Origin of the sequence: Rhodococcus sp. SJ-3 (genome assembly GCF_051918125.1) — a bacterium.
In the GTDB taxonomy this organism is placed as follows: domain Bacteria; phylum Actinomycetota; class Actinomycetes; order Mycobacteriales; family Mycobacteriaceae; genus Rhodococcus.
The window spans coordinates 3,604,705-3,629,308 of sequence record NZ_CM123306.1; the positions used below are offsets into that span (position 1 = coordinate 3,604,705).

The window sequence follows — 24,604 nt, forward strand, 5'->3', positions numbered from 1 at the left end:
AGAGGCCCGTCGGTTGTGCGAGGATTCCTTCGCTCGATACCGAACGAAAGGGACACGCTGTGGGATTCATGGATCAGGTCAAGGGCCTCGTCGACAAGGGCAAGGATCTGGCTGCCGAGCACCCCGACAAGGTGAACGAGGCCATCGACAAGGTCGGTGACCTGGCCGACGAGAAGACCGGTGGCAAGTTCGCCGACAAGGTCGACACCGCCCAGGATGCGGCGAAGAAGGGGCTCGGCACCGCCTGAGCCGTGCTGCTCGCGCGCGCCGCACCTGCCGACGCGCGCGAGCACGCCGCGCGTTCATGTCACGTGGCGGCGCAGCCATCGGCGCACAATCGACCCGTGAACGGAACCTGGATCCTGCTCATCGTGGTCGCGGCGATCGCCGTGACCGGATTGGCGAATCGCGGGAATCTGCAGGCGCCGCTGGTGCTCGTCGTGATCGGGGCGCTCGCGTCGTTCATTCCCGGCCTGCCGCGGATGGAGCTCGATCCCCACGTGCTCCTCGGTGTCGTCCTCCCGCCGCTGCTGTATTCGGCTTCGGTGCGATTCTCCGTCCCCACCTTCAAGCGGAATCTGTCGCATATCCTCCGGCTCGGTATCGGGACGGTCCTCGTCACGGCATTCGCCGTAGCGTTCTTTGCGGAATGGCTCGTCCCGGAGCTGACGTTCGGTGCCGCACTGGTTCTCGGTGCCGTGGTCGCGCCCACCGACGCTGTCAGCGCAGTCGCGGTCGGCCGGAAGCTCGGTCTCCCGAAGCGAGTCATCGCCATCCTCACCGGGGAAGGCCTGGTCAACGACGCCACAGCGCTGACCCTGTTCACGGTCGCAGTCTCCGCGGTGGTGGGGACCCAGGTTCTCGTCGATTCTCCTGTGGTGTTCTTCGGCTACGAGGTCGTCGGTGGTGTCGTGGTCGGGCTCGTCCTCGCTGTGGCCGTGCACTGGGTGCGCTCCCGAATGGACCACCCCTCTTTGGAAACCGCCTTGGGTCTGGTCATTCCGTTCACCGCGTATCTCGTTGCCGAGGAGATCCACGCATCCGGAGTACTGGCGGTCGTCGCAGCGGGTCTGTACATGGGGCACCGCTCGACCGACCTGTCGGTCACGACGAGACTGCAGGAACGATTCGTCTGGGAAAGTCTCGACATCCTGCTCGAGATGTTCGTGTTCGCCTACATGGGATTGCAGCTGAAGTTCGTCCTCGACGAAGTGACCGACAACGGATACGACGTCGTCACGATCCTGCTCTACGCGTTCGCGGTATTGGTTGTGGTCATGCTCGTCCGCCCGATTTGGGGACTGCTGAACTGGGGTCGGAGACGAGCCGCCCGGACGGTCGGGTTGGGCAGGCTCGGCCGCGACGCCCTGAGTTTCCGGGAACACATCGTGGTGTCCTGGGCGGGGATGCGCGGCGTGGTGACCCTCGCCGCCGCAGGCGGTATCCCATTCGTGCTGGCCTCCGGTGAGCCCTTCCCGGGCCGTGAGATCATCCATCTCACCGCGATCGTCGTCGCTGTCGGCACACTGTTGATCCAGGGTTCGACGATGCCGGTCTTGATCCGGCGCCTCGATGTCACCGACCCGTACGAGCAGTTGCGCGCCGATGAACAGCGGGCACTTGCACGATCCATCAGTTCCGATGCGGCGAGAGACAGGTTGCATGCCCTCGCAGCAGAACTGCCCGATGGAGCGGACGCGGCGAAGGTGCGGCGGATCCTCGAGCGCGTCGAACGATCGATTCGCTCTCGCGTCGATGCCGAGCGCGCCGAGTCCGAGATCGACATCGAACGCAGCCAGGACGCGGGAGCGTTGTTCGACCGGTTCCGCCGCGCCGTGCTGCGCGCGCAACGCACCGCGCTGATCGCCGCGCGTGACGACGGCTCCCTCGACGACGAGACGCTGCGTGCGGAACTCGAAAGTCTCGACATCGAGGAGGCAGCGGCGGAGGAGCGGATCGACCGGCGTGATCGGAAGGATTGACCGGCGCGGTCGTGATCGATCGACGAGCAGACGTCGTAGCGTGAGTTCGTGACCGTAACCGTCCTCCTCGTCGTCGCTGTCTCGGTGTTTGTCGTCGGCTTGGGGATTGCCGCGGTATGGGCACGTACCCGCAGAGTCGTCACGACACCCGCCGAGCGTGCGGTACACGCGACATTGCACACCGCGTCGCTCGCTGCGCGCCCCTTGCGCAGCGGCCTGGACGCGACGTCGGCTCAGGAAGCGGCGCCGCATCTGCGGCGGCTGCTCGCGGAGGCGCAGGCCGTGGCCCTGTTCGATACCGAGGGCGGGCTGCTCGCATGGGACGGGCCGTTCCAATCGCTGTCCGGGCAGGTGCGGATCGCCGCGACCCGCGCGATCGATGGCGAGCGGCGTGTGCTCGTCGGGCACGCTGCCCTCGAGCGGGGGCCGCACGATTTCGCCGCACGTGCCGTGGTCGCCCAGCCGCTGGTCGTCGACGATGTCGGTGTCGCGGGTGTGCTCGGTGTCGTCACCACCGCTGATCCGGGGCCTGCGCTGCTCGGTGCCCTCACCGAGGTGGCCCGGTACGCGTGCAGTCAGCTCGAACTCGCCGAACTCGACGCGTCCCGTGCCCGTCTCGATCGCGCCGAGGTGCGTGCGTTGCGGGCGCAGATCAGTCCCCATTTCATCTACAACGCTCTGAACACGGTCGCCTCGTTCGTTCGTACCGATCCCGATCGTGCTCGCGAGCTACTGCTCGATTTCGCGGATTTCACGCGGTACTCCTTCCGCGCGACCGGCGAGTACACGTTGCTCGCCGACGAGCTGCGCAACATCGACCGCTATCTGACGCTGGAACGGGCCCGCTTCGGCAACGCACTGGAGGTCAGACTGCAGGTCGCTCCCGAGGTGCTCAACGTCGCTCTGCCGTTCCTGGCCTTGCAGCCGCTGGTGGAGAACGCGGTGCGGCACGGCATTGCGGGCAAGCCGACACGGGCAGGCACCATCACGATCGTGGCGGCCGATGAGGGGACCGACTGCATCATCAGTGTGGAGGACGACGGAGTAGGCATGGAGCCGGAACTGCTGCGCTCGGGGATGCTCGATTCGACCGCCGATGGCAGCGAGGGAAGCGGTGTCAAGGAATCGGCGCACGTCGGTCTCTCCAACGTCGACGACCGGTTGCGTGCTGCGTTCGGCAACGACTACGGCCTGATCGTCGACACTGCACCGGGCGCAGGCACCAAGGTGAGCATGCGGGTGCCGAAATTCCGGGCGGGTATCAGGCCGTGATCGGATTCGTCCGTGGCACGATGAGTCTGCTGTGAACGAGACTCCCGACACCATGACCGTGCTCGCCGTCGACGACGAACCGCCCGCGCTCGACGAGCTGGCCTTCCTCCTGCGCGCCCGTCCCGAGATCGGGCGGGTCCACACCGCGGGTGATGCGACCACCGCGCTGCGGCTGCTGCGCGACGGTGGCATCGACGCGGTGTTCCTCGACATCAACATGCCGGGACTGGACGGGCTGGAACTCGCAGGAATCCTACGGAACTTCGCGACTCCACCGTCGGTGGTGTTCGTGACCGCGCACGACGACCGAGCCGTATCGGCGTTCGACCTGGGCGCTGTGGACTACGTTCTCAAGCCGTTGCGGGAGGAGCGTCTCGTCGAGGCCGTACGTCGTATCGTCGAGCGGTGGCGACCGGCACTACCGGACGGTTCCGAGGCGGAGTCGCGCGACGAGGTGATCCCCGTCGAACTCGGTGGCGTGACCACCCTGGTGTCGCGGTCGTCGGTGCGATGGGTGGAGGCGGACGGTGACTATGCGCGCCTGCACACCGACACCGGGTCACATCTCGTGCGCATCCCGATCTCGTCGTTGGAGAGCCGCTGGGCGGATGCGGGCTTCCTCCGTGTCCACCGCTCGTACCTGGTGTCGTTGCCGCTGGTGACCGGCATCCGCAGTGCCGGGACGGGGCTGGTCGTATGCATGAAACCGGTCGGTAATGCTGCTCCGGTCGAGTTGCCTGTCAGCCGCCGTCACACTCGTGAACTCAAAGACCGGTTGATCCGAGGGCCGATGCAGTCCTGGACGGCGCGGTGACGGGCCCGTCCGCGCGTCCCCCGGCCGGGCCGCACCGCGAACGCGTCGTGCTCGCGAAGAGGCGCGGCGCGCGCATGGTGCGTACGCGGGTTGAGGTGCAGCAGCAGACCGAGGTGGGCGACGCGATGGTTCGGGGTCTGGTGCGTGCGCAACTCGGGCTCGCGCTGCGGATCGCGGTGGTCCCGGTATGTCTGCTCGGCGCGATTCCGGTGGTACTCGCTCTGTTTCCCGCGCTGGCCGATCTCACTCTGTGGAAGGTGCGGGTGCCGTGGATCCTGCTGGGTTTCGTGTCGTATCTCCTGCTCCTGGTCTGCGCGTGGCTGTATGTGTTTCTGGCCGAACGCAATGAGCAGGATTTCACCGACCTGACCGACGACTGACCTCCGTATCCATGAACACCTCGGTTCCTGTCCTCACAGTGGTCGGCATCGTCGCCGCCGCGATCGCGACGGTCGCGATCGGGGTCTACGGCGTGCGGATCTCCCGTACCACCTCGGATTTCCTCGTCGCGTCCCGCAGTGTCGGACCCCGTTGGAACGCCGCCGCGATCTCGGGTGAATACCTTTCTGCCGCATCGTTCCTCGGGGTCGCAGGTCTCGTCGCCAAATACGGTACCGATGCCCTGTGGTACCCGGTGGGGTTCACCGCCGGATACCTCGGTCTGCTGTTGTTCGTCGCGGCGCCGCTCCGCCGATCGGGTGCGTACACCGTGCCGGATTTCGCCGAGTTCCGGCTCGGCGAACCCTGGGTGCGGTCGCTGTCGATGATCATCGTGGCGATCATCTGCGTGCTTTACCTGGTACCGCAGTTCCAGGGTGCGGGTCTGACACTGAACATCCTGCTCGGTCTTCCCAGCTGGGTGGGGGCGGCAGTCGTCGGTGTCATCGTGATCGCCAATGTGGTGGGCGGCGGCATGCGGTCGATCACGTTCGTGCAGGCCTTCCAGTACTGGCTCAAACTCACCGCGGTGGCGCTTCCCGCGCTGGTCCTGACGATCTACTTCGTAGGTGACAACCGCGGCGTCGACGAGCCGGTACCTCCCACTGTCACGGAGACCACCACTGTCGACATCACTGTCGATGTCGTCGTGCAGGTCGCCGAGCCGATTTCGGTGACGGCCACCGGCGAGGTGGATTCGCGGCCCGTCGCAGGGCGCATCGTTCTGGCCCCCGGCGAACATGAACTCGGCGCGGGCACCGAATTGGTGCTCGAGGCGGGTTCGCCGGTGCCGGTGGTAGCGGGGGCGCCCTCCGACAACGACGCGTGGGCGTCGCCGGGCGCGGGCATCGGTGCAGGCGGTGAACACCACCTGTTCCAGGTGTATTCGCTCATGATCGCCACGTTCCTCGGAACGATGGGACTGCCCCACGTCCTCGTGCGGTTCTATACCAACACGGATGGCCGGGCCGCGCGCATGACGTCGTTCGCTGTGATCGGCCTGCTCGGATTGTTCTATCTGTTCCCGACGATTCTCGGAGTGTTCGCGCGTCTGTACGTGCCCCAACTGCTCATCACCGGCCGCTCGGATGCCGCTGTGTTGCTCCTGCCCAACTCAGTGCTCTCGGGTTGGGTGGGTCAACTGCTCGCCGCGCTCGTCGCGTCGGGGGCGATTGCGGCATTCCTGTCGACGTCGTCCGGTCTGCTCGTGAGTGTCGCGGGAGTGCTGTCGACCGACGTGCTGCGTGGACGGGTTCGGGACTTCCGGATAGCAGCGGTCCTGGCCGGGATCGTTCCCCTGCTCCTTGCGGTGTCGGTGGTGTCGCTGGATCTGTCCAGGTCGGTGGGGCAGGTGTTCGCCATCGCGGCGTCGACACTGTGTCCGCTGCTGATATTGGGAATCTGGTGGCGTGGGCTGACCGCGATCGGTGCCGCTGTGGGCATGGTCGTCGGGGGTGTCGTGGCAGGCGGGGCGGCTCTGCTCACGGTTCTCGTGCGATTCGACCCGGCGGTCGCCGGGGGCTGGCCGGCAGTGCTGTCCGCTTACCCGGGCGCGGTGAGCGTGCCGCTGGCGTTCCTGGTCATGATCGGGGTGAGCCTCGCGACGAAGAAGAAGGTGCCTGCCGACGTCGGTCGCACGTTCTCCCGAATGCACGTTCCGGAACGGCTCGGGATGGGCCGCGACCGAGAACTCGGTGCGTTCGGAGAGCGCCGTTCGTCGCAATGAGACGACCGTTCGGCGCACGCGACGACAGTTCGGCGTGCGATGGGCCCACACCCCTTCATGTGTGATGGTCGTCTCATTACCGTTTGTGTGCACTACACCTCACACGGACGACCAAGGAGTCGGCAGTGACCACAGCACCACTGAGCGAGAGCGACGTACCGGAGCGGCGGGTACCAACGCCGCAGGACTTCGTCGACATGCAGGCGAGTCCGGAATTTCAGGAGTTGCGTACCCGGTTGCGCCGGTTCGTCTTCCCGGTGACGGTGTTCTTCCTGGCCTGGTACGCCCTGTACGTTCTGCTCGCCACCTACGCGGCGGATTTCATGGCGACGAAGGTGATCGGCAACATCAATCTGGGCCTGATCCTCGGACTCGGGCAGTTCGTCACCACGTTCGTCATCACCGCCGTGTACGTGAAGTTCGCCGGACGTGAACTCGATCCGCGCTCGGCAGCGATCCGTGAAGAGCTGGAAGGACCGCAGCAGTGAACGTACTTGCGCAGGGCCACACCGATGTCGGTAACCCGCTGCTCAACATCGTCATCTTCGTGGCGTTCGTCGTCGTCACGATGGGCCTGGTCATCAAGGCCAGCCGCACCACGAAGAAGGCCTCGGACTTCTACACCGGTGGTGGTCAGTTCTCCGGTCCCCAGAACGGTTTCGCCATCGCAGGCGACTATCTGTCGGCCGCGTCGTTCCTCGGTATCGCAGGGGCCATCGCCGTCTACGGGTACGACGGCTTCCTGTACTCCATCGGCTTCCTCGTCGCGTGGCTCGTCGCGCTGCTGCTCGTCGCCGAATTGCTCCGCAACACCGGGCGATTCACGATGGCCGACGTTCTGAGTTTCCGGCTCAAGCAGCGGCCGGTGCGGATGGCTGCGGCACTGTCGACGCTCGCGGTGTCACTGTTCTACCTGCTCGCCCAGATGGCCGGTGCCGGTGGACTCGTCGCCCTGCTCCTCGACATCCAGGACAAGGCCGGCCAGGCGATCGTCGTCGCTGTCGTCGGTGTGCTCATGATCGTGTACGTGCTCGTCGGCGGCATGAAGGGCACCACGTACGTCCAGATGGTCAAGGCGGTGCTGCTGGTCGCGGGTGCGGGCGTCATGTTCGTGCTCGTGTTGCTCGCGGTGCGCGGCAACTTCTCGCAGCTGCTCGCCGACGCTCAGGCCATGGCATCGAACTCTGCGGACGAAGCGGTCGCCGGCCGCGACATCCTCGCGCCGGGTGCGAAGTACGGCATCAGCGGCATGACCCGGATCGACTTCATCTCCCTCGGCATTGCGCTGGTGCTCGGTACTGCGGGTCTGCCGCACGTGCTGATGCGCTTCTACACCGTCCCGACCGCCAAGGAAGCGCGCCGTTCGGTCACGTGGGCGATCGCGCTGATCGGAGCCTTCTACCTGTTCACGCTGGTACTCGGCTACGGAGCCGCGAAGATGGTCGGCCCCGACGTCATCCTGAACGCTCCGGGCAAGGAGAACGCTGCGGCTCCGCTGCTCGCGTACGAACTGGGCGGCACGATCTTCCTCGCGGTGATCTCCGCGGTCGCATTCGCCACGATCCTCGCGGTCGTCGCAGGCCTGGCGATCACGGCATCCGCATCGTTCGCACACGACATCTACGCGAGCGTGCTCAAGCACGGCAAGGCCACCGAGGACGAGCAGGTGCGGGTCTCGCGCATCACCGTCGTCGTGATCGGCCTGGTCTCGATCGTGCTGGGCATCCTCGCCATGGGGCAGAACATCGCCTTCCTCGTGGCACTCGCCTTCGCTGTCGCCGCCTCGGCGAACCTGCCGACGCTGCTGTACTCGCTGTTCTGGAAGAAGTTCAACACCACCGGTGCGCTGTTCAGCATCTACGGCGGCCTCATCAGCTGCCTGCTGCTGATCGTGTTCTCCCCGGCGGTCTCGGGCAGCCCCTCGGCGATGTTCCCGGATGTCGACTTCTCGTTCTTCCCGCTGTCCAACCCGGGCATCGTGTCCATCCCGCTCGCGTTCGCTCTCGGTGTCGTCGGCACCTACCTCGGCCGCAACAAGCCGGAGGATCCGTTCAAGCAGGCAGAGATGGAGGTCCGCTCGCTCACCGGTGTCGGCGTCGAGAAGGCCGTGTCGCACTGACTTAGCACCTGCGTCCGTGAGCCGAATGTCACCCTCGGTCAGTTCAACTGACCGAGGGTGACATTCGGCCATTCCCGGTGAGGGCTCCCGTCTCGTCTACGCTGCAGTCATGGCGAAACTCGAAGTCGCGACCGACCTTCCGCTCGACCCACAGTCTGCGTGGGAGAAGGCCTCCGACCTGGAAGCATTCGGCGACTGGCTGAGCATCCACGACGGCTGGCGCGGGGAGCTCCCCGACACGCTCGAAGCCGGGGTGGCGCTGCAATCCGTGGTTTCGGTCAAGGGGATGCGCAACCGGGTCGAGTGGAAGGTCGACGAACTCGACGCTCCGCATCACGTGGTGCTGCGCGGGGCGGGCAAGGGCGGCACCAAGTTCAAGATGCGCCTCGCGGTGGCCGGCACGGGGTCGGGATCGCGGTTGACGATGAAGATCGAGCTCGGGGGAGCCCCGCTGTTCGGCCCGATCGGGTCGGGTGTGGCACGTGCACTGCAAGGCGATCTCGACGCCTCCCTGCGCAAGTTCGCGGAGTTGTACGGCTGAATCGTTCGTTCGAAGCCGTATGGGCTCGAAGTGAGGTTGGCACAATGAGGTGATGCCGACCCGCACGATCGGGGACCGTCGCATCACGCTGACGAACCTCGACAAGGTGCTCTATCCGCGCACCGGCACCACCAAGGGCGAGGTGATCGACTACTACGTCGCCGTCGCCGAAGTCATGCTGCCGCACGTCGTGGAGCGTCCCGGCACCCGTAAGCGCTGGCCCAACGGCGTCGACGAACCGGCGTTCTTCGAGAAGAACCTTGCGCCGCACGCGCCGTCGTGGCTCGACCGTCGCACGGTGCACCACAAGCAACGGTCGGTCACCTATCCGGTGTTCGACTCGGTGGCAGGCATGGCGTGGCTCGGGCAGCAGGCCGCACTCGAATTGCACGTCCCGCAGTGGCGGTTCGCCGGATCCTCACCCGGCCCCGCGACCCGGCTCGTGTTCGACCTCGACCCCGGCCCCGGAGCCGGGCTCGCGCAGTGCGCACAGGTCGCACGGCACGTGCGCGACATGGTTGCCGAACTCGGGTGGCAGACCTATCCCGTCACGAGTGGCAGTAAGGGCCTGCATCTTTATGTCCCGCTGGACCGGCAACTCGCGTCAGGCGGTGCGTCGACCGTCGCCAGGCAGGTCGCGACAAATCTCGCGACGCTGCACCCGGATCTCGTCACGGCGACCATGGCGAAGGCAGTGCGCGGCGGCAAGGTCTTCGTGGACTGGAGCCAGAACAATGCGGCCAAGACGACGGTCGCGCCGTACTCGCTGCGCGGCCGCGACCAACCGTGGGTGGCTGCGCCGCGGAGCTGGGACGAACTCGACGACCCGGATCTGCGGCAGCTCACATTCGACGAAGTACTCGAGCGGATCGTCGAACACGGTGATCTTCTCGAGGGCCTGGATCCGGCCTCCGGCGATCCTCGACTCGGCACCGACAACAACACGGCGGACGACGCGCTCGCCGACTACCGGCGTAAACGCAACGCCGCACGCACTCCCGAGCCGGTCCCGTCCGCAATCACCGCCACGGGCGACGACGACCGGTTCGTCATCCAGGAACACCATGCCCGCCGTCTGCATTACGACCTGCGGCTGGAACGAGACGGTGTGCTCGCGTCATGGGCGGTACCGAAGAACCTGCCGGAGGATACCGGCCGCAACCATCTCGCTGTCCGGACGGAGGATCATCCACTCGAGTACCTCGATTTCCACGGCACCATACCGTCCGGTGAGTACGGCGCCGGGACGATGACGGTGTGGGACACCGGCACCTACGACACCGAGAAGTGGCGCGACGACGAGGTGATCGTGCGGTTGCACGGAGAAAAGGTCGAGGGCCGATATGCGTTCATCCGTACGGAGAAGGACCAATGGCTGGCCCACCGGATGAAGCAGCAGTCGGGTTCTGGGCGATCGGAGGAGTTTCCGGCCGACCTACGTCCGATGCTCGCAACCGCGGGTGATGTGGAGGATCTCGAGGGTGCGACGTGGGCGTTCGAAGGTAAGTGGGACGGATACCGCGCTGTCGTCGAGGTACGCAACGGAACCGTCCGGGTGCGTGCCCGCTCGGGACGGGATGTGACCGGAGAATTCCCCGCGCTCGGAGAGCTCGCGCACGTGCTCGACGGTCACGATGCCGTTCTCGATGGAGAGATCGTCGCCGTGGACGCGTCGGGCATCACGAGCTTCGAGCAGTTGCAGCGTGGGGCGAGCGCGGAGTACCGGGTGTTCGACCTCCTGTATCTCGACGGGGTCACGCTGGTGAGCAAGACCTACGACGATCGACGCCGTGTGCTCGATGCGCTCGCCGCGGCGGCGGAGAGATTGACCGTGCCGGGCCAGTTGACCGGGGACGGCGCCGCTGCGCTTGCCACGAGCCTCGAGCGCGGATGGGAAGGTGTTGTCGCGAAGCGCCGCGACTCGGTGTATCTCCCGGGAAAGCGGAGTACGGCGTGGGTGAAGGCGAAGAATTGGCTCACGCAGTCGGTGGTGATCGGCGGTTACCGGTCGGGGCAGGGGAACCGCGCGGGGGCGTTCGGCTCGTTGCTTCTCGGCCTTCCCGGCGACAGCGGGCTCGTCTATGCGGGGAGGGTCGGTACGGGGTTCGACGACCGGACTCTCGCAGAGTTGACCTCGTCGCTGCGGGTGAGACGGCGGGACACGAGCCCGTTCGCGGACGAGCTACCCGCTGTCGATCGGCGTGACGCAGTGTGGGTGGAACCCGATCTGGTGGGGGAGGTGCGGTTCGCGGCGTGGACCGAAGGTGGCCGACTTCGTCACCCGAGCTGGCGTGGGCTGCGGAGTGATCTGGACCCGCACGACGTGCGCCGGGAATGAAATGCGCCGGTGCCGATGAGGGCGAATGAGGCCATTCGGTTGGTGGTTGTCGGTGTAAAATCGTATGTTCTTCTCATACCGGACTCGGGGGCTTTGTCGGGGAGCCGCCGGTAGTCAGATCGATCGACGAAGGAATCCCGACATGACGAGTGTGCTCGAGCCCTCCCGTATCTACTCCTCGCCGCAGCTCTCGGCTCGTGAAACCGAGATACTTCGGGAGTGGCTTCTGTGTGATTCCAAGTCCGAGGCAGCCGCCCGCCTGTTCGTGACCGCAGCCACCGTGAGTACTCACATCGCCCGCATCCGCGACAAGTACCTGCGTGTGGGGCGTCCCGCGACCACCAAGACGTCCCTGCTCGTGCGTGCACTCCAAGACGGTGTGGTATCCATCGACGAGCTGTGACGACGGTGCCGCCGAGTCAGGCCGGTCCGATCCGTAACCTGTTCGAGCATGACCGTCCTGAAATCCCTCGTCCTGTTCGCGGTTGCCGCCTTGTTCGAAATCGGTGGGGCGTGGCTGGTCTGGCAGGGCGTGCGCGAGCACCGCGGTTGGATCTGGGTGGGTCTGGGTGTGATCGCCCTCGGGGCGTACGGGTTCGTCGCGACGCTGCAACCGGATGCCAATTTCGGCCGCATCCTCGCTGCATACGGCGGGGTCTTCGTCGCGGGCTCCCTGCTGTGGGGTGTCGTGATGGACGGCTTCCGTCCTGATCGCTGGGACATCGCGGGGGCGCTGGTGTGTCTCGCAGGCGTCGCCGTGATCATGTACGCCCCGAGGTGACGGAGCGTGCAAGGGTGGAGGATTCGCCACCTCAGGGGACCTTCTGAGCGCCGGCCATCATCCCGACACTGGGCGCATGACAACGACAACCAACTCGGGTCCTCGCACACGCACTCCGGCTTCCCGGCTGCTCGTCACCGCATACGGGGTCTGCGCGTATCTCATATTTCTCGCGGTGTTCCTGTACGCGATCGGATGGGTCGAACGATTGGTGGTGCCCCGGAACATCGACGAGGGCCCCCGTGCCCCGGCCGGTATCGCGGTCGCGATCGACCTGGCGCTGCTCTCGCTGTTTGCGGTGCAGCATTCGGTGATGGCAAGACCCTGGTTCAAGAAACGGTGGACCAGGATCGTGCCGGAACCCGCGGAACGATCCACCTACGTCCTGCTCGCCTCGGCCGCGCTGGCACTCGTGATGTGGCAGTGGCGTCCGCTCCCGCATCTGATCTGGGACGTCGAGAGCAGCACGCTACGGATCCTGCTCTACGCGCTCTCGCTCGCCGGGTTCGGTCTTGTGCTCGTGTCGACGTTCGCCATCGACCATTTCGACCTGTTCGGACTGAGGCAGGTGGTCCGGCACCTGCGCGGAAAAGTGCCTGCTGCGAGCACCTTCCGGGTACCGCTGCTCTACCGTTCGGTGCGGCACCCGCTCTATCTCGGTTTCCTGGTTGCCTTCTGGATTGCGCCGACCATGTCCGTCGGGCATCTCCTCTTCGCCACGGTCACCACCGCATACATCCTCGTTGCGATCAGATTCGAGGAGCGCGACCTGATCGCGACGTTCGGTGAGCGATATCGCTCCTACCGGAGACGTGTGCCGATGATCGTTCCGTGGAAAGGTCTCAGCCGACGGTGACCCCGCCGGTGGCCGGAGTCGAATTGCACAGCGGCCCGCTGGCGAGGCTCACCGATCCGAACACGGTGGTCAGGACCTCGCCCGGCCCGGTGTCCACCGTCGCGGACAGGTTCGGGTAGTCCCCCGTGAGGTCGACGATGCCGGTGCGTCCGTTGTCTCGGTTGAGCCACGCGACGGTCACCTGGCCTGCGGCAGGAATCGGCCACAGTGCCTGCGTGGTGGAGAACTGCACGTGACCTGCGGCGATTCCGTGTTCCGCGTCGGGTCCCGGATGGGCTGCCACTGATGTGAGCGATGCGAGACTGCCTTGGTTGAGGCAGCCGATGGTGATCGCAGTACCCAACGGTTGTGTCGGGGCGGCTGCGGCGACCCCCGTGAAGAGAACAGCGGCTGCGACGGGGGCTGCGAATGTGAGTGCTCGACGGGTGAATCGCACTGCAGACATGCTGCGGGCTCCTCGGGTGGGGGAATGTCGTGTCCGGGTGCCGACCACGGCGTGCATTTCGTTCGTGGCGCGTCCCGCGACCGATCGACTGCCGTGATTCTATCGATCCGTCGATCATCGAGGGACGGTTTCGAGTCCGGCAGTGTTACGGCAGTCACAGGCCCCGATCTGCCATCGGTTAGCCTGGCCTAATGAAGTGGGAGAATTTTGTTGCCACGCTGGTCGCGCGTGAGCAGGTTGCAGCACACCTGCTGCGTGCACGCCTCCGGATCGGGGAGGGGACCGGCAACGGTTACCTTCCGCTCGCTGCGGCCGACGAGTCGGTGGCGTTCTATCTCTCACACGACGGTGAGGAACTGCACGCGCGCCCCAGCGAGAATCCGAATGCTCTGGGCGGCTGGGAGATCGTCGACGAGGAGCGAAGCGCCGGGCACCGCAACTACACCGTGCGCTCATACGACGCGGAGTCCCGGGAGATGGTGGTCGACTTCGCGGAGCACGAGCACGGTCCCGCGATCGAGTGGCTGCGAGCAGCGGAGCCCGGCTGGCGTGTGCTGATGGCCGGTCCGCGTTCATGGCACGAACCTCCGTCGTCGGCGACGCGTCACGTCCTTGCCGGAGACCTTGCTGCGCTGCCTGCAATGGCCAGGATTCTGGAGCAGGCCGAACCTTCGGTGCACGTGACCGTCCTCGCCGAAGTACTCGACCGCAGCGAACTCGAGTACCTGCCCGCGCGGCAGAACACCGACATCGTCGAACTCGTCGGCAGCGGCAACGGTGTGTCGCGCACGCGGTTGTCCGCGGCGCTCTCCGAACTGGACCTGCCCGCCGACGGATACTGCTGGTTCTCGGGGGAGGCCGCCGATATCCGCGCGGCCAAGAAGCATCTGCGTTCGCTCGGATGGTCGCGTGAGCAGTACGACATCGTCGGCTACTGGCGTGAGGACGCCGAACGATGGACGGCGAAGTTCGAGGAGCAGGGCGACGAACTGCGCGCGGTGTATGCCGCCGCGCTTGCCGAGGGGAAGTCGGTGGAAGAAGCGATGGATGTCTACGAGGCCGCGCTGGAGAAGGTCGGCTTGTAGCCCCTGACGGGTGCGTCGAGAGTGTGTGCCCTCGGCAGGATTCGAACCTGCGACCTACCCTTTAGGAGAGGGTTGCTCTATCCCCTGAGCTACGAAGGCGCGCGCCGGTTCGGTGGACCGAATCGCGGCGCGCTGTGAGTGTAGCGGTCGCTCCCGCGCCGTGCGAAGAGAGCCGGAAATTCGCTGTTTGTTACCGACCGGTTGGTTCGGTTCCCGCTCTGTGGGATTGCGAAGAGGTAACGCTGGACCGGACGTATATCGTTTTGTTACCTTGAATCGCCAGGAACGACCGGGGTGTTACGCGCCGGCCGAAATCGGGACTACGAACGGGACAGCGACTGTGGCACGGCACCAGCGGACACGCGAAGATGCATCGGCATTCGAGATCGACCTGACGGTCGGATCGACTCAGCGTGGGCGTCATCGCATCGAGCCGACGGGCCCGTCGGCTCCGGCCAAGGCGGCCACCGTGGCGTGCGCCACCGGCGCGTTCATGGCCATCGGCGCGCAGTTCACCGCAGGCACCGCTGCCGCCCACCCCGGCCACGATCACGGCCCGGTCCAGGCGGCTCCCGCCCCGCAGCTTCCGTTCGAGCTGCCCGAGGGCATCGAGCTTCCCGCGATCCCCGGCATCACCACTCCCGCCGAGCAAGGCGCCCCGCAGCTGCCCGTCGAGGTCCAGGGTCTGGTGGACCAATTCACCGGTGGCGGCAACTGGCTCGACAACCTCAACCCGATCAAGCCGAACACGGTGCAGCCGGTGTCGGGCACGCTCACGTCCGACTGGGGTGCGCGCTGGGGCTCCCACCACGGCGGAATCGACATCGCTGCCCCTATCGGCACTCCGATCCAGTCTGCCGCCGACGGCACGGTCCTCGACGCAGGCGCCGCCTCCGGCTACGGCCAGTGGGTTCGCGTTCTCAACGACGACGGCACCACCGCTGTCTACGGTCACGTCGACACCTATCAGGTCTCCGCGGGTCAGCGCGTCTCCGCGGGTCAGCAGATCGCCACCGTCGGCAACCGTGGCTGGTCCACCGGACCGCATCTGCACTTCGAGGTGTGGGACGAGGCAGGCAACAAGACCAACCCCAACACCTGGCTCAGTGACCGCGGCGTTGTCGCCGACTGGAGCGGCTACCGCGCAGTCTGACCGCCGCTACCGGCAACACTTCGAAACACACCCGGCCTCGCGGCCGGGTGTGTTCGTGTTCACGGACGCACACATGCTCCGGTGTTTCGGGTGGCCGTGCGGTAGTTTCATCTTCACCGCCTGCTACGCAGGTGGCAGAAGTATCAGATCTGCGTAGACGCCTGCAGAGCGATCTGTCGGCACAGACCGGGGAGAACACGTGGGCACAGAGATTTCTGCTCGTTCGTTCACCGGCGCAGACCGCCGACAGTTCCGGCACAAGGTCCGCGAGTGCATGAGCGCGCTCGAACGTATGCTCCGCGACGGTGCGTTCGCCGATGCGCATTCTTCGCCGGAACCGCAGCTCGGCATGGAGATCGAGTTCAATCTCGTCCAGGACGACATGGCTCCGGCAATGTCCAACCTGGAAGTTCTCCAGGCGATCGACGACCATGCGGTCTTCCAGACCGAACTCGGCCAGTTCAACGTCGAGATGAATGTCGAACCGGGTCCGCTGTCCGGCGACGCCACGATCGAAATCGAACAATCCCTTCGTCACTCGCTTCGGCGCGCGGACGAGCGGATGCACCAGTTCGATGCCCAGCTCGTGATGATCGGGATGTTGCCGACCCTCGAACTCGACCATCTCGGCCGAGACCGGATCACCGCCAATCCCCGCTACGAGGCACTCAACGAGCAGATCTTCGCAGCACGAGGCGAGGACATCGAACTCGACCTCGACGGTGTGCCGCTCCCCGGTACGGGTGAGGTGGAACGCTTACGCGCCGACACCAACTCGGTGGTACCCGAAGCGGCATGCACTTCGCTGCAACTGCATCTGAGGGTGGCACCCGAGGATTTCGCACCGCATTGGAACGCGGCGCAGTGTCTGGCGGGGGTACAGGTGGCGCTCGCAGCGAATTCGCCGTTCCTGGCGGGTAAGGCGCTGTGGCACGAGAGCCGGATTCCCTTGTTCGCCCAGGCCACGGATACCCGGCCCCTCGAGTTGAAGAACCAGGGCGTGCGTCCACGAGTGTGGTTCGGGGAACGCTGGATCGAGTCCCCGATCGACCTGTTCGAGGAGAACTCCCGCTACTTCACTGCGCTGCTACCGGAGATCACCGACTCCGACCCCGCCGCAGAACTCGATGCGGGCCTGATTCCGCAACTGCGTGAGCTTCAGATGCACAACGGCACCATCTATCGGTGGAACCGGCCCGTCTACGACATCAGTGATGGTCAGGCCCACCTGCGGATCGAGAATCGCGTCCTGCCTGCCGGGCCGACCGTCCTCGACACCATGGCGAACGCGGCGTTCTACTACGGATTGCTGCGAGCGCTCGTCGAAGACGACGACCCGCTGTGGCGGCGGATGACATTCGACGCGGCCGAAGAAAACCTGATCATCGGTGCCAAGTTCGGACTCGAATCCCGGCTGTACTGGCCGAAACTGGGCTGGGTCGGTGCCGACGAGCTCGTCCTGCGCCGGTTGCTGCCCCTGGCGGATCGAGGGCTGGAATCGTTCGGGCTCTCGGCCCGCGCGCGCGACCGCTACCTCGGGATCATCGAGGGCCGGTGTCTGAATCGGCAAACCGGAGCGGCATGGCAACGCGAGCATGTCGCGCGACGTGAAGCGGCGGGCGAAGATCGTCGCACCGCTTTGTCGGGGATGCTCCGCGATTACGTCGCGGCGATGACCGACGGCAGACCCGTACACGAGTGGGGTGCGTAGGCGCGGACCGTACCGCGTCCGGCCGTGGTGTGCCGATCGTCGGTGTGTCGATCGTCATCTCGTTGCGTCGCGAGTCGATCAGATCCGCAACGACCGGCTGACGATGACCGTCGGCGCCATCACCGTTCGATCCGTCGGTGGTTCGTAGCCGGGTACGACCCTCAGATCGTCCGATAGATCGATCAGGCGCAGTCCCACTCGATCTTCGAGGACACTCAGGGTGAGGGTCACCTCGACTCCTTCCGGACCCGCTGCCCAGAATCGGAATCCGAAGTCGTCGGCCGGTTCCGCTCGGTGCCCGTCGACGGTTGCGCCGTGGACAGTGGCCGTTGTGCTGTCGACCCACAGTCCGATGGCGTTCGCGCCCCTGGGAGACGACAGGCGAAGCCGAAGCTCACGGGCGCCGCCTGCAGCAGTGTCGTCGAGCACCTCCATCTCGGGTGCCTGAAGAGGTGCTACGGGCGCCGGACCGTGCGCCATCGGCTCGTCTCGCCAGGGGAATTCCGCGGGCAGGGGGCTCGCCGGGTCGACGAGCAGTTCCCGGCTCCATTCCGAGCGCGGGGAGTCCGGGGACGCCCAGATTGCGGAGTCTCGGTCGCTGTCGAGTGCGTACCACAGGTGTTCCTGTCGCGGATCGGTCGCGCCGTCGCGGTTGAGATAGCCCGCGACGAGTGCACACACGAGTACCGACGCGATGGCTGCGGTTCCGGCCATCTGCGTCACGGAGATACGCCCGACCCGGGTCGCGGATGACGGGAGCACCGCTTCCCAGAGCACGAGGGTCAGGGAGAACAGCACCGCGACGAATATGCCTGCGAGCGGAGCTCCGAACATGAGTCCCGCATCGAACGACATCACCACGGCGGGGGCGAGGAGCAGCGCGGCGGGGACGGCCCCGACCGCCACCGAAAGGGTCGGCAGCGGTGGACGATCAGTGAGGAAGCGAGCGATCTGCATTCCTGCGAGAGCGGGCAGTGCGGGCAGAACCAGCACCGATGCGACACCGACGTACGGCAATGCGATCACCGAGGCGAAGGCGATCAGGACGAACGCCCCCACAACGAAGGATGCGGCCGGAAGGCGCGTTCGGGCCCACAGGTAGGTCGTGACGAGCACGCCCGCCGCCGCGATGACGGCGGCAAGCTGGTAGACACCCGGACGGAAGGGCTCGCTCGAGACAGGGGAGGCCATACCGGGAGCGAGGCGCATCGCGATGAACCACGGAAGCCATGCGGCGAATGCCGCGATCCCCACCGTGACTGCCGAGACTCCGGTGGCGGCGGCGACATTCCAGTACGTGGCTTCACCGCGTCGAATCCGCGCAGCGACCAGCCATCCGACCGCGACGACGAGGAGTCCCGTCAGCGCGATCTCCACCCAGCGCGGATAGTGGATCAATCCCCAGGGCGCTGCGGTGACGACCTCCTGGCCCCCGGAGTCGAGCGCGGTGAGGTCGGACTCGACGAGTTCGCGCGCGACGGTGAGGGCGGTATCGCCCATCTGTTGCAGCGACTCGTGGCTCAGCCGGTCCGGGGTGTCGAGGGGGCTGTGGTAGTACGCCGATCCCCTCGCGATCGCGGTGTCGTACGCGTGGAACCCGGCAGCGGCGAAATGCTTGAAATCCGTGTCGTTGGGAAGCAGTTCGAACCCGAATTGGGTGAACGAATCGGCGTTGGCGCCGGGTGCATGGGCAAGCGTCTCGATGAGGGCGCCGTTGGGGTCCGTGATGCGGAAGGTGACGGGTATGCCTGCGTTGCCGCGTGCCTCGTGGTTGAGGACGACGGTGGGGCCGAGGGACGGTGAGCGCGTCTGCGTGAACATCTGAGAGCCGAGGAGGCCGTCTTCCTCGCCGTCGGTGAGCAGGACGATGACGTCGTTGCGCGGTGCGGGACCGGCCGTGATCGCGCGCGCGGATTCGAGGACGGTGCCGATACCGATACCGTCGTCGGCGGCGCCGGGTGAACCACGCACGGTGTCGTAGTGGGCGGCGAGCACCACCGTCCCGGTGGGGTCCGTTCCTGGGAAGAGCGCGACGATGTTGTGCACTCGGGCGCCGCGCTGCGTTGCTCCGTCGGTGGGGGAGTACCAGCCCACGCCGCTCTTGACGGAGGTGCGCCAGCCGAGCGCCTCGAGTTCCCCGACGAGGTACTCGCGGGCAGCGGTGTGTGCGGGCGAGCCGAGGACCCTGGGCTCGGCGGAGATCGCCTCGATGTGGGCGGCGGCGCGTCCGGCGCTGAACACGTCGGCGGGCGCGTCGGTGGCGCGCGGCGTCGGGGAGGGGGGTAGCAGCACCGCCGCGAGCCCGACGACGAGCAGTGCGAGTAGCGCGAGCACGCTCGACCGTCGGGGTAGTGCCCGAGCAGCCTCGGGCGAGGCGGTGTCCATGGATCGAGCGTAGCGGTCAAAACGGGCAGTGCCCCGGCCGACAAGCCGGAGCACTGCCCGTTGATCGATCAGCTGTCCTCAGGCTCCCGCGGGTGCCCAGCTGTCGGGGCCGAACACCTCATAGTGGATGTTCTCGGCAGGCACGTTGCGTTCGATGAGGGCCTCGCGCAGCGACAGCATGAACGGGAGCGGTCCACAAAGGTAGGCGTGGGTCTTCGGGTCGAGGGGGAGATCCGTGATGTCGGCCCGTCCCACACGGATCGTCTCGAGCGGTTGACGCGCACCGAGGTCCTCGTACCAGCGGTAGACATCGGCCGACGGGATCTTCTCGACGAGGGTCGAGAGTTCGTGCCGGTGTGCGTGGTTGGCTGCGGAGCGGTCGGCGTGGAGTACCGAGATCGGGCGCTGGTCGCCGACCTCTGCGAGGTGCGAGAGCATGCCGATCATGGGGGTGCAGCCGATGCCCGCGGAGGCGAGGAACAGGGGGGTGTCCTCATCGGTGAGCACGAGGTCGCCGAACGGCGTGGTCACCTGGAGTTCGTCGCCTTCGAAGCAGTTCTCGAACAGGAAGTTCGAGACCTCACCGGCCGGGATGGCGGTGCCGTCGGGTGCGGTGGATGCGGCCACGCGCTTGACAGTGATCCGCCAGTCGCCCCGGGACGGGGCGTTGGACAGGCTGTACTGCCGGATCTGGCGGGCGCCGTCGGGCAGCTCGACGCCGACCGAAAGATACTGTCCGGGACGGAACGCGGGCAGGGGAGCGCCGTCGAGGGATGTCAGAACGAACGAGACGGTGTCGGCGGACTGGTAGACGCGCTCGGCGACACGTACGGTGCGCCACACCTGCCCGACCTCGACGCCCGCGGCCTTGTAGAGGTCGGCCTCGAGTGCGATGAGGGTGTTCGCCATCAGCCAGTACAGCTCGTCCCACGCCTGCGCTACCTCGGGAGTGACTGCGGCGCCGAGGACTTCGACGATCGCTTCGAACAGATGCTTGTGCACGATCCAGTACTCGTCGGGCTTGATGCCGAGAGAGGCGTGCTTGTGCGCGATACGGGAAAGGATGGACTCGACGCGTGCGGGATCGGGATCGAGCTGGAGGGTGGCGAACGCTGCGATCGATCCGGCGAGTGCCTTCTGCTGCTCACCCTGTTTCTGGTTGCCCCGGTTGAACAGGTTGCGCTCGAGTTCGGGGTGCGCCGCGAACATCTTCTTGTAGAAGAGGGGCGTGATATCGCCGATGGCGGCACCGACGGCCGGCAACGTAGCGGCGATGACTTCCTTGGATTCGGGCGAGAGAGTCATGGTGAACTCCATTTCCTGTCAGGGGTGGGCTGAGTGAGGGTCAACAGGACCGGTTCGATCTTCGATGTCGCCAGGTCGGCGACGGTGACGTCGTCGAGCGTGGCGTAGAAGGCTTCCTGCGCGTCGCGCAGCGCCTTCCTGAGTTTGCAGCCGTGACGGAGGGGGCACGGGTTCGCTCCCTCGCAGTCGACCACTTCCTCGTCTCCTTCGAGTTGCCGCGCCAGCCATCCGATACTGGCGGTGCGACCGAGCTCGGTGATGGCCAGCCCTCCGCCACGTCCGCGGCGGGTGGTGACGACGCCGAGCTCATTCAGTCTGGCGACCACTTTCGTCGTATGTGCGTACGACAGATGTAGTTGTTCGGCAACGAGTTTCGTTCTCGGCACGCTGTCCGCGGAGGACGCGGCCAGGTGCATGACAACTCTCAGTCCGAGATCGGTGAACTGGGTGAGTTGCATGGCCTCACGCTAGTTAATTTGCATCCCGGATGACAATTTAGTGTGACGTAGATCGCGTAGGGAATCTCGTTGTCTCACTTACTTCTCCGGTTGCAGGGACGAAAGTCCATTCCACACCACATCCTTAGGGGCTAGTCTCGATCTTGTGAAACCTCACGGTGAAACACCTCGGGACCACAACAATGTGACTGTCGGTGTGGACGGATCACCCGCGTCCACTCGGGCGGTCCGCTGGGCCGCAGCCACCGCGGCGCAACGAGGACTGTCTCTGCACCTCGTTCATGCGGTCGATTTCGCCACCACCGGCTGGGCAGCAACCCCCTTCGTTCAGACCTCACGGGTCTTCGAGTGGGCGGAGGAGGACGCCAAGGCCGTCCTCGGCGAAGCCAAGAAGATCGCGAAGGAGAGCTCTCCCGGTCTCGAGGTCACCGCCGCGGTGGCCCTCACGGGCACCGCGAAATGGCTGGTCCGATTGTCGCGGGAGACCCGGATGCTCGTGCTCGGGCAATCCGGCAGCGGGCGCCTCGGCGAAATGTTCCTCGGTTCGACGCCCGTTGCGGTCGTCGGCCACGCCGCATGTCCTGTCGTTGTCGTGCGTGGTGAGGACGCGCCACCCGAACCCGACTATCGTCCCGTCGTGGTCGGAATCGACGGCAGTCCGTTGAGCGAGAATGCGCTCGTCGCCGCGTTCGAGGAGGCCTCGTTCCGGGACGTCGACCTGGTTGCGGTGCACATCTGGAGCGATCTGAAGGTCGGAACCCTCGAGACCATGCCACTCGAATTCGAGCCGGAGGCGCTAGAGGACGTCGAGCGTGTGCTCCTCGGTGAGCGCCTGGCAGGCTACGGCGAGCGTTATCCCGACGTCACCGTCGTCCGCAAGATCTACATCGACGGACCGCGCACCCATCTGCAGGCGTGGAGCGAGCATGCGCAACTCGTCGTGGTCGGCAGCCGAGGCCGCGGTGGATTCAAGGGGCTCGTTCTCGGTTCCACGAGCAATTCGCTCCTGCGTGAGGCCCACTGCCCGGTCATGGTCGTCCGTCCGGACGAAGACTGACGGCGGTAGTGTTCGGGGCACGGTCCACAGGCGTGCCCCGCACGCCGCAGAGTTGAGGTGTGCGCATGCGAATCGGAATGGGTTTGAACTACAGCGGCGGATTCGCCGAGACCGTCGCCGAGGTCGCCGACCTCGAGCGGGCCGGCCTCGACATCGTGTTCGTCCCGGAAGCCTATTCATTCGACGCAGTGAGCCAGATCGGTTACATCGCCGCGAAGACGTCGCGGGTCGAGCTCGCATCCGGCATCTTCCAGCTCTACACCCGTACGCCCACGCTGACCGCGATGACCGCCGCCGGCCTCGACTACGTGTCCGACGGCCGCTTCGTGATGGGAATCGGGGCATCGGGTCCGCAGGTCATCGAAGGTTTCCACGGTGTGCCGTATCACGCGCCGCTCGGCCGTACCCGCGAGATCGTCGAGATCTGCCGGAAGGTATGGCGGCGCGAGAAAGTCGAGTACCAGGGCAAGTACTACCAGCTCCCGCTTCCCGAAGACAAGGGCACCGGACTCGGGAAACCACTCAAGATCATCAATAAGCCTGTGCGCGAACGAATCCCGGTTGTCATTGCATCGATCGGCCCGAAGAACGTCGAGCTGACCGCCGAGATTGCCGAGGGGTGGGAGCCCATCTTCTACTACCCGGAGAAGGTTGCCGAGGTGTGGGGCGACGCGCTGGCTGCGGGCAAAGCCAAGCGCGACCCCGCGCTGGGTGAACTGCAGACGTACGTCCAGGTCGCGCTCGCGATCGGCGACGACGTCGATCACATGATCGACTGGGTGCGGCCGATGCTCGCCCTCTACATCGGCGGTATGGGAGCGAAGGGCAAGAACTTCTACAACGATCTCGCCGTCCGCTACGGTTTCGAGAAGGAAGCCGCGCTCATTCAGAAGCTCTACCTCGACGGCAAGAAGGAGCAGGCGGCGGCGGCCGTGCCCGAGGATCTCGTGCGCGCCGTCTCGCTGATCGGTCCCGAAGGTTATGTGCGTGAGCGTGTCGCAGCGTTCGAAGAAGCCGGCGCGACGACACTGAACGTCACTCCGCTCGCCGGCGACACCGCAGGGCGGGTCCGTCTGATCGAACAGATGCGGAGTATCTGCAGCTGACCCGTTCTCCGGGTCGGCGTCACCATCACGGAGAAAGGTTCCGGATATGAGCGAGATCAAGCCGATCGTAGTTGCGGTCGACGGGTCCGACGCGGCCTCGGGCGCGGTGATCTGGGCTGCCCGCGCGGCAAGTGCCCGATCGGTGCCACTGCGCATTGTCACAGTCGTCCACGTTCCGGCTTTTTACTACTCGGAGCCCTACCTTGCGCAAAGTTTCCACGAGGAGATGAAGACCACTGCCCGCGACCGCCTCGCCAATGCGGGGGTGCTCGCGCGGAAGGTCGTCGACGACAACAACGGCTCGGTGGAAATCAGCACCGAGCAGATCGAAGGCAAGGTCGCGCCCACACTGGTCGAACTATCGTCACACGCCGATCGGCTCGTCGTCGGATCACGTGGACTCGGCGAGGTCAAAGGTCTGCTCGCGGGCTCGGTGTCGACGTCCGTGGCCGCCCACTCCCTTGCTCCCGTGGTGATCGTGCGCGGCCGCACTCTCGATGGGGCGCCCCCGTTGGAGGGCCCGGTCGTGGTCGGTGTGGACGGGTCGGAGTCGTGCCGGGCCGCCGTCGAGTGTGCGTTCGAGGAGGCTGCCGCACGGCGCGCGACCCTCGTCGCGGTCAACGTGTGGAGCGATGTCAGTGTGCAGCCGTCGCTGGGCGCGGTGCCCGAGGATCCGCATTGGGCCCGTATCCAGACGGGCGAGGAAGTCGTGCTCGCCGAAGGCCTGGCCGGGTATCAGGAACGGTACCCCGACGTCGTTGTCGAGCGGGTGGTCGCGCGCGACCGGCCTGTGCGGGTGCTCAGTGAATATGCCGAGAGCGCACAGCTTCTCGTGGTGGGGTCGCGCGGGCGGGGAGGATTCAAGGGTCTGTTGCTGGGGTCCACCAGCAATGCCCTGATCCAGACCGCCGATTGCCCGGTGCTGGTGGCGAGGTCCGAGGTGGGCGGGGAGTAGAGATCTGACGGGCGCCCTGCGGGCGGCTGCGCCTGACCGTGCGGAGACCCTACGGGTCCCTGAGCTTGCCTTCGGCC

23 protein-coding genes and 1 tRNA gene are annotated in these 24,604 nt (G+C 66.0%); 19 read left to right on the forward strand and 5 right to left on the reverse strand.

Features of this window, described 5'->3' with window-relative positions:
- The first annotated feature begins 68 nt into the window (after window positions 1-68).
- The 13 genes from ACTDXD_RS16760 (at window position 69) to mddA (ending at window position 12,867) form a co-directional block, all read left to right on the forward strand.
- The gene (locus ACTDXD_RS16760) at window positions 69-248 is read left to right on the forward strand and encodes an antitoxin (protein WP_206039891.1); all 180 of its coding nucleotides are present in this window, start codon (window positions 69-71) and stop codon (window positions 246-248) included.
- A 96-nt stretch (window positions 249-344) separates the two neighbouring features.
- Window positions 345-1,982 carry a Na+/H+ antiporter gene (locus ACTDXD_RS16765; RefSeq protein ID WP_440123440.1) on the forward strand — a complete coding sequence of 546 codons (1,638 nt, stop codon included), beginning with the start codon at window positions 345-347 and terminating at the stop codon, window positions 1,980-1,982.
- A gap of 48 nt (window positions 1,983-2,030) precedes the next feature.
- Window positions 2,031-3,254, forward strand: a complete 1,224-nt coding sequence (locus ACTDXD_RS16770; protein WP_440123441.1) for a sensor histidine kinase — start codon at window positions 2,031-2,033, stop codon at window positions 3,252-3,254.
- 31 nt (window positions 3,255-3,285) lie between these two features.
- Window positions 3,286-4,068 (forward strand): LytR/AlgR family response regulator transcription factor, encoded by a 783-nt coding sequence (locus tag ACTDXD_RS16775; RefSeq protein WP_440123442.1) that lies wholly within the window; start codon window positions 3,286-3,288, stop codon window positions 4,066-4,068.
- A gap of 74 nt (window positions 4,069-4,142) precedes the next feature.
- Window positions 4,143-4,448 (forward strand): hypothetical protein, encoded by a 306-nt coding sequence (locus ACTDXD_RS16780; RefSeq protein ID WP_247273046.1) that lies wholly within the window; start codon window positions 4,143-4,145, stop codon window positions 4,446-4,448.
- An 11-nt stretch (window positions 4,449-4,459) separates the two neighbouring features.
- Entirely contained in the window at window positions 4,460-6,232 is a 1,773-nt protein-coding gene (locus ACTDXD_RS16785; protein WP_440123443.1) for a sodium/solute symporter, read from the forward strand.
- A 125-nt stretch (window positions 6,233-6,357) separates the two neighbouring features.
- Window positions 6,358-6,720 (forward strand): DUF485 domain-containing protein, encoded by a 363-nt coding sequence (locus tag ACTDXD_RS16790; RefSeq protein ID WP_440123444.1) that lies wholly within the window; start codon window positions 6,358-6,360, stop codon window positions 6,718-6,720.
- A complete protein-coding gene (locus ACTDXD_RS16795) occupies window positions 6,717-8,351 on the forward strand; it encodes a solute symporter family protein (RefSeq protein ID WP_440123445.1) in 1,635 nt (544 codons plus the stop codon). Before ACTDXD_RS16790 ends, ACTDXD_RS16795 begins: the two co-directional genes overlap by 4 nt.
- 109 nt (window positions 8,352-8,460) lie before the next feature.
- A complete protein-coding gene (locus ACTDXD_RS16800; RefSeq protein WP_440123446.1) occupies window positions 8,461-8,892 on the forward strand; it encodes a type II toxin-antitoxin system Rv0910 family toxin in 432 nt (143 codons plus the stop codon).
- A gap of 52 nt (window positions 8,893-8,944) precedes the next feature.
- Window positions 8,945-11,230, forward strand: a complete 2,286-nt coding sequence (locus ACTDXD_RS16805; protein ID WP_440123447.1) for an ATP-dependent DNA ligase — start codon at window positions 8,945-8,947, stop codon at window positions 11,228-11,230.
- Between the two features lie 142 nt (window positions 11,231-11,372).
- A complete protein-coding gene (locus tag ACTDXD_RS16810; protein WP_440123448.1) occupies window positions 11,373-11,633 on the forward strand; it encodes a LuxR C-terminal-related transcriptional regulator in 261 nt (86 codons plus the stop codon).
- A gap of 48 nt (window positions 11,634-11,681) precedes the next feature.
- A complete protein-coding gene (locus tag ACTDXD_RS16815; RefSeq protein ID WP_169687915.1) occupies window positions 11,682-12,011 on the forward strand; it encodes a YnfA family protein in 330 nt (109 codons plus the stop codon).
- A gap of 76 nt (window positions 12,012-12,087) precedes the next feature.
- A complete protein-coding gene (gene mddA / locus ACTDXD_RS16820) occupies window positions 12,088-12,867 on the forward strand; it encodes a methanethiol S-methyltransferase (protein WP_440123449.1) in 780 nt (259 codons plus the stop codon).
- On the opposite strand, the gene ACTDXD_RS16825 is transcribed toward mddA, so the two are convergent.
- Window positions 12,854-13,312: a hypothetical protein gene (locus ACTDXD_RS16825; protein WP_440123450.1), complete on the reverse strand. Its 459-nt coding sequence runs from the start codon at window positions 13,310-13,312 to the stop codon at window positions 12,854-12,856. The genes mddA and ACTDXD_RS16825 overlap by 14 nt on opposite strands.
- Before the next feature lie 191 nt (window positions 13,313-13,503).
- Here ACTDXD_RS16825 and ACTDXD_RS16830 point away from each other — a divergent pair, with 191 nt between their 5' ends.
- Window positions 13,504-14,397, forward strand: coding sequence for a siderophore-interacting protein (locus tag ACTDXD_RS16830; protein ID WP_440123451.1), 894 nt, complete (start codon window positions 13,504-13,506; stop codon window positions 14,395-14,397).
- 26 nt (window positions 14,398-14,423) lie between these two features.
- Here ACTDXD_RS16830 and ACTDXD_RS16835 read toward each other — a convergent pair.
- A tRNA-Arg gene (locus ACTDXD_RS16835) sits at window positions 14,424-14,496 on the reverse strand.
- A gap of 241 nt (window positions 14,497-14,737) precedes the next feature.
- On the opposite strand from ACTDXD_RS16835, the gene ACTDXD_RS16840 reads away from it, so the two are divergent.
- Both ACTDXD_RS16840 and ACTDXD_RS16845 read left to right on the forward strand, forming a co-directional pair.
- A complete protein-coding gene (locus tag ACTDXD_RS16840) occupies window positions 14,738-15,550 on the forward strand; it encodes a peptidoglycan DD-metalloendopeptidase family protein (protein ID WP_440123452.1) in 813 nt (270 codons plus the stop codon).
- A 199-nt stretch (window positions 15,551-15,749) separates the two neighbouring features.
- The gene (locus ACTDXD_RS16845) at window positions 15,750-17,261 is read left to right on the forward strand and encodes a glutamate-cysteine ligase family protein (protein WP_440123453.1); all 1,512 of its coding nucleotides are present in this window, start codon (window positions 15,750-15,752) and stop codon (window positions 17,259-17,261) included.
- A gap of 78 nt (window positions 17,262-17,339) precedes the next feature.
- On the opposite strand, the gene ACTDXD_RS16850 is transcribed toward ACTDXD_RS16845, so the two are convergent.
- From ACTDXD_RS16850 to ACTDXD_RS16860, 3 genes are all read right to left on the reverse strand, one after another.
- Window positions 17,340-19,646, reverse strand: coding sequence for a M28 family peptidase (locus ACTDXD_RS16850; protein WP_440123454.1), 2,307 nt, complete (start codon window positions 19,644-19,646; stop codon window positions 17,340-17,342).
- Between the two features lie 78 nt (window positions 19,647-19,724).
- Window positions 19,725-20,951: a globin domain-containing protein gene (locus ACTDXD_RS16855; protein ID WP_440123455.1), complete on the reverse strand. Its 1,227-nt coding sequence runs from the start codon at window positions 20,949-20,951 to the stop codon at window positions 19,725-19,727.
- Window positions 20,948-21,409, reverse strand: a complete 462-nt coding sequence (locus tag ACTDXD_RS16860) for an RrF2 family transcriptional regulator (protein ID WP_440123456.1) — start codon at window positions 21,407-21,409, stop codon at window positions 20,948-20,950. Before ACTDXD_RS16860 ends, ACTDXD_RS16855 begins: the two co-directional genes overlap by 4 nt.
- A 145-nt stretch (window positions 21,410-21,554) precedes the next feature.
- On the opposite strand from ACTDXD_RS16860, the gene ACTDXD_RS16865 reads away from it, so the two are divergent.
- The 3 genes from ACTDXD_RS16865 to ACTDXD_RS16875 all read left to right on the forward strand — a co-directional run bounded on the left by ACTDXD_RS16865 (window position 21,555) and on the right by ACTDXD_RS16875 (window position 24,527).
- Window positions 21,555-22,466, forward strand: coding sequence for a universal stress protein (locus tag ACTDXD_RS16865; protein ID WP_440123457.1), 912 nt, complete (start codon window positions 21,555-21,557; stop codon window positions 22,464-22,466).
- 65 nt (window positions 22,467-22,531) lie between these two features.
- Window positions 22,532-23,572: an LLM class F420-dependent oxidoreductase gene (locus tag ACTDXD_RS16870; protein WP_440123458.1), complete on the forward strand. Its 1,041-nt coding sequence runs from the start codon at window positions 22,532-22,534 to the stop codon at window positions 23,570-23,572.
- Window positions 23,573-23,618: 46 nt separating this feature from the next.
- A complete protein-coding gene (locus ACTDXD_RS16875) occupies window positions 23,619-24,527 on the forward strand; it encodes a universal stress protein (protein ID WP_440123459.1) in 909 nt (302 codons plus the stop codon).
- Window positions 24,528-24,604: the final 77 nt, after the last annotated feature.

Excerpts from the sequence above, each read along its gene's own strand:
- ACTDXD_RS16760 (WP_206039891.1), top strand. The coding sequence starts at position 69 with ATGGATCAGGTCAAGGGCCTCGTCGACAAGGGCAAGGATCTGGCTGCC.
- ACTDXD_RS16780 (WP_247273046.1), top strand. The coding sequence starts at position 4,143 with ATGGTGCGTACGCGGGTTGAGGTGCAGCAGCAGACCGAGGTGGGCGAC.
- ACTDXD_RS16785 (WP_440123443.1), top strand. The coding sequence starts at position 4,460 with ATGAACACCTCGGTTCCTGTCCTCACAGTGGTCGGCATCGTCGCCGCC.
- ACTDXD_RS16800 (WP_440123446.1), top strand. The coding sequence starts at position 8,461 with ATGGCGAAACTCGAAGTCGCGACCGACCTTCCGCTCGACCCACAGTCT.
- ACTDXD_RS16805 (WP_440123447.1), top strand. The coding sequence starts at position 8,945 with ATGCCGACCCGCACGATCGGGGACCGTCGCATCACGCTGACGAACCTC.
- ACTDXD_RS16810 (WP_440123448.1), top strand. The coding sequence starts at position 11,373 with ATGACGAGTGTGCTCGAGCCCTCCCGTATCTACTCCTCGCCGCAGCTC.
- ACTDXD_RS16815 (WP_169687915.1), top strand. The coding sequence starts at position 11,682 with ATGACCGTCCTGAAATCCCTCGTCCTGTTCGCGGTTGCCGCCTTGTTC.
- mddA (WP_440123449.1), top strand. The coding sequence starts at position 12,088 with ATGACAACGACAACCAACTCGGGTCCTCGCACACGCACTCCGGCTTCC.
- ACTDXD_RS16825 (WP_440123450.1), bottom strand. The coding sequence starts at position 13,312 with ATGTCTGCAGTGCGATTCACCCGTCGAGCACTCACATTCGCAGCCCCC.
- ACTDXD_RS16830 (WP_440123451.1), top strand. The coding sequence starts at position 13,504 with ATGAAGTGGGAGAATTTTGTTGCCACGCTGGTCGCGCGTGAGCAGGTT.
- ACTDXD_RS16850 (WP_440123454.1), bottom strand. The coding sequence starts at position 19,646 with ATGGACACCGCCTCGCCCGAGGCTGCTCGGGCACTACCCCGACGGTCG.
- ACTDXD_RS16855 (WP_440123455.1), bottom strand. The coding sequence starts at position 20,951 with ATGACTCTCTCGCCCGAATCCAAGGAAGTCATCGCCGCTACGTTGCCG.
- ACTDXD_RS16860 (WP_440123456.1), bottom strand. The coding sequence starts at position 21,409 with ATGCAACTCACCCAGTTCACCGATCTCGGACTGAGAGTTGTCATGCAC.
- ACTDXD_RS16870 (WP_440123458.1), top strand. The coding sequence starts at position 22,532 with ATGCGAATCGGAATGGGTTTGAACTACAGCGGCGGATTCGCCGAGACC.
- ACTDXD_RS16875 (WP_440123459.1), top strand. The coding sequence starts at position 23,619 with ATGAGCGAGATCAAGCCGATCGTAGTTGCGGTCGACGGGTCCGACGCG.